Genomic DNA, 3,131 nt, shown 5'->3' on the forward strand with positions numbered 1-3,131 from the left:
CAAACCTTGGCTTATGGCTGCCAATATAAAGGCGTGAACAACTGGGCTAAACAAATACCCGCCACCACAGTTCGAATTTGTTTAATCAGCTAAATATTACTTAGCCTTACTCTTTAAGTTTTGTAGACTGCCTAATTAAAGGGCAAAAAAGAGACAACACAGCGTATGGCACAACTAGGCAAATTATTCTTCTTTTGCGGTAAAATGGGCGCGGGAAAATCAACCCAAGCAAGTCTGCTGGCTAAGCAATATAATGCGGTGCTAATTTCTGAAGACGCTTGGCTGGCGGCGCATTATCCTCAGCAAATCAACAACTTTGACGACTACATAAACTTATCTCGGCAAATAAAGCCCTTTATTAAACAACATGTACAACTGCTATTAGCGACCGGCTGCGCTGTGGTGATGGATTTTCCGGCCAATACCCGCCAACAACGTAGCTGGTTTTTAACTTTATGTACTGAACTGGGCTGCCAGCATCAACTGAATTACTTAAATCTGAGTGATGAACAGTGCTTATCGCAAATTGCCCAGCGACGCACCGAGCAACCAGAGCGGGCTCAATTTGATACCGAAGCAATGTTTTACCATGTGTCTAAGTATTTCGAAGCGCCCACCGATGAAGAAGGTTTAACTATTGTGTCGCTAGCAAGCGCGAATTAGAACGGTTCAGCTTTAAGCCCTCGCTCTGCCAAAAAACAATAGAGAAAGAGGGCTAAGTTGCACTAAGCTGCGAACGCTCAGCCTAGTTAAGCGCAAACTAAGCTAGTCGCGTTGGTAGTTTTATTTAACCATACTTTTTCGTGGAAGAAGTATGCAACAGAGTTAATCGCTGGCTCTACTGTCGCCATTAAGCCTCCCATGAAAGCATCACCAGTTAGCAAGTAAGTCACGCTAAATGCCACATTGAAATGAATTACCGCAAAACTGACCGTTTTTAGCTGCGTCATCGCTTGATAACGTTTTAACAAGGGCAGCTTCTGCCATAACTTTTCGTGAAGATAAAATGCCCCAGTATTAATTGTTGGTTCAATCATGGCAATTAAACTGCCCAACAAAAAGTTACCGGTAAGGGTAAACGCCACTAAAGTCGCGATAGTGAAATGGATTGCGGCAAAAGTCAGTGTCTTAATCATCGTTGTGTCCTCATCAACAGATACTTGCCTATACACGACCATTATTGATAACCGTTATCATTTAGTAAAAGCGTGAATTTCTATCTTTGTGATAGGTTTGGGCGATGATTGGCCGGTTATCGATAGCGTAACCCGCAAGAAATGGTCTACTTTGGCTAGGAACTACCAGCAAAATTGCTATCAAACAGAATTTATCATCATGTTAACTATTGAGATTTTAGGGACGGGATTATCGAGAGTGAGCAGCTTAGTTTAGTTAATAAACTAGATAGTTTTAGTCAAAAACAAAGCCTCGCTTTGTGGAGACTTTGTTTGCTTGCAAGTTATGGCTGGTTGGATTTATAGGGTGTTTTTATACACCACGCCGTCTTTCATTATCACCTTGAAGTTGGTTTGCGGATCGCCCATTAACTCTAGATTTTCCATTGGGTTACCATCAATAATAATCAAATCAGCGTAAGCGCCTTCTACGATTCGGCCTAACGGCCCTTCTTGATAGGGGTGGCGGGGGCCACTTAGCTCTAACAGTCGGGCGTTATCTGAAGTAACCATTTTTAGCACTTCATAATTGCTAAACCATGTTCCCATTCTTACAATATACAAACTTTGTTGCTTGGCTTTTGCGGCATCCATTAGCTGGTCGGTGCCAAAGGCTACATTAACGCCAAACTTACGCGCTTTGCGGTACACGTTATCTACCGCTTGGGTGACTTGCTTCCATTTCTTCTCGCTTACTGGGCTTGCCCACTGCATGTCATCTTCAAACATTGCTTGAGGGCTTAACCAAACTCCTTTTTTCTTCATTAGCTTAAGCGTCTCGTCGGAAGCAAAAAAACCATGTTCTATAGATTTTACCCCAGCTTCTACCGAGGTGCGGATCCCTTCGTCGGTCATAACGTGCGCAAGAACATAAGTGTGGTAGTTGTTTGCCTCTTCTACAACGGCCTTAATTTCATCTACCGAATACTCGCTTACGTCTAGTGGGTCGTACTGCGAGGAAACTCCGCCACCGGTGGTGATTTTAACTTGAGTGGCACCGTATTTAAGGATTTCTCGGGTTCTTTTGCGAACTTCAGGAACACCGTCGGCAATCATAGCCATCATGTTTTTTTCCCAGTAACTCAGTTCAGAATTGGCGTTTCGGGGATTTTCGGCAAACACATTATGAAAATCAGCATGGCCAGAGGTTTGGCTCATAAATGGCCCTGAGGGGAGAATTCTATGTCCAGGATATTCCCCCGAATCAATGAGTTTTTTAATTGAGAATGGGTTACCACCGGGATCGCGAACAGTAGTAAAACCACGCAAGAGTGTTTCTTTGGCACCGGTCATGCTTCTAATCGCTACTTCAGACATATCACTGGTATTCATCATCAGGATCGGGGCTGGCGTATACGCGTAAGTAGTATGCCAATGAGCATCGATTAGCCCCGGCATTAAGAACTTACCAGAGGCGTCAATAACTTCGGCATCGGGCGCTTGTATACCTTGGCCAATGCTTTTAATTAAATTATTTTCAATAAGTATGTCAGTACCCGTTTGTAGGGCTTCCTTTTCACCATCGAAAATATTAGCGTTTTTAATCAACACTTGTTTTACAGCTGCTTGTTGTCCGTAACTCAGCTGAATGGAAAATAGCAGCATTAAAGACATACATAACAAGCGAATAAGATTTCTCATCTTGTCTTCCTTTACATCTAGGTATGTTGGGTGAGCAAACCGATAAGTTTGCAGATATAAAGCACTATTAACTAATAACATTGATTTGGTTTGCATGGCGGTAAAGTGCTTTACTTCAATCAGTTAAGTAAGGGCTTAAACGTTTGTCAACGTAACGATGTAAACAATCCTTGTAAGCCTGATATATACAGAAAACCTATACAATATGCTGCGTTGGCGACATGCAAGCACGGAGAGTAGGGGCGTAAAAATGATTTTGCTGAACCACCTTGTAAACTCAAAAAAACGAGCTGGTTGTATGGTTTCCTTTTTTCA

General features: G+C 42.6%; 3 protein-coding genes and 1 pseudogene. 1 reads left to right on the forward strand and 3 read right to left on the reverse strand.

Annotation, left to right across the window (positions count from 1 at the left end):
- Positions 1-165 precede the first annotated feature (165 nt).
- On the forward strand, positions 166-663 hold the full coding sequence (locus ACQY6Q_RS14790; RefSeq protein WP_427982523.1) for an AAA family ATPase: 498 nt from the start codon (positions 166-168) through the stop codon (positions 661-663).
- A gap of 86 nt (positions 664-749) precedes the next feature.
- On the opposite strand, the gene ACQY6Q_RS14795 is transcribed toward ACQY6Q_RS14790, so the two are convergent.
- The 3 genes and pseudogenes from ACQY6Q_RS14795 to ACQY6Q_RS14805 all read right to left on the reverse strand — a co-directional run bounded on the left by ACQY6Q_RS14795 (position 750) and on the right by ACQY6Q_RS14805 (position 2,816).
- Positions 750-950 carry a DUF2061 domain-containing protein gene (locus ACQY6Q_RS14795; RefSeq protein WP_427982528.1) on the reverse strand — a complete coding sequence of 67 codons (201 nt, stop codon included), beginning with the start codon at positions 948-950 and terminating at the stop codon, positions 750-752.
- Positions 951-992: 42 nt separating this feature from the next.
- Positions 993-1,178: pseudogene (locus ACQY6Q_RS14800) on the reverse strand (DUF2061 domain-containing protein); the annotation flags it as partial.
- Between the two features lie 297 nt (positions 1,179-1,475).
- Positions 1,476-2,816, reverse strand: a complete 1,341-nt coding sequence (locus tag ACQY6Q_RS14805) for an amidohydrolase family protein (protein WP_427982526.1) — start codon at positions 2,814-2,816, stop codon at positions 1,476-1,478.
- Between the last annotated feature and the right edge of the window lie 315 nt (positions 2,817-3,131).

Origin of the sequence: Agarivorans sp. (genome assembly GCF_050295395.1) — a bacterium.
Classification (GTDB): Bacteria; Pseudomonadota; Gammaproteobacteria; order Enterobacterales; family Celerinatantimonadaceae; genus Agarivorans.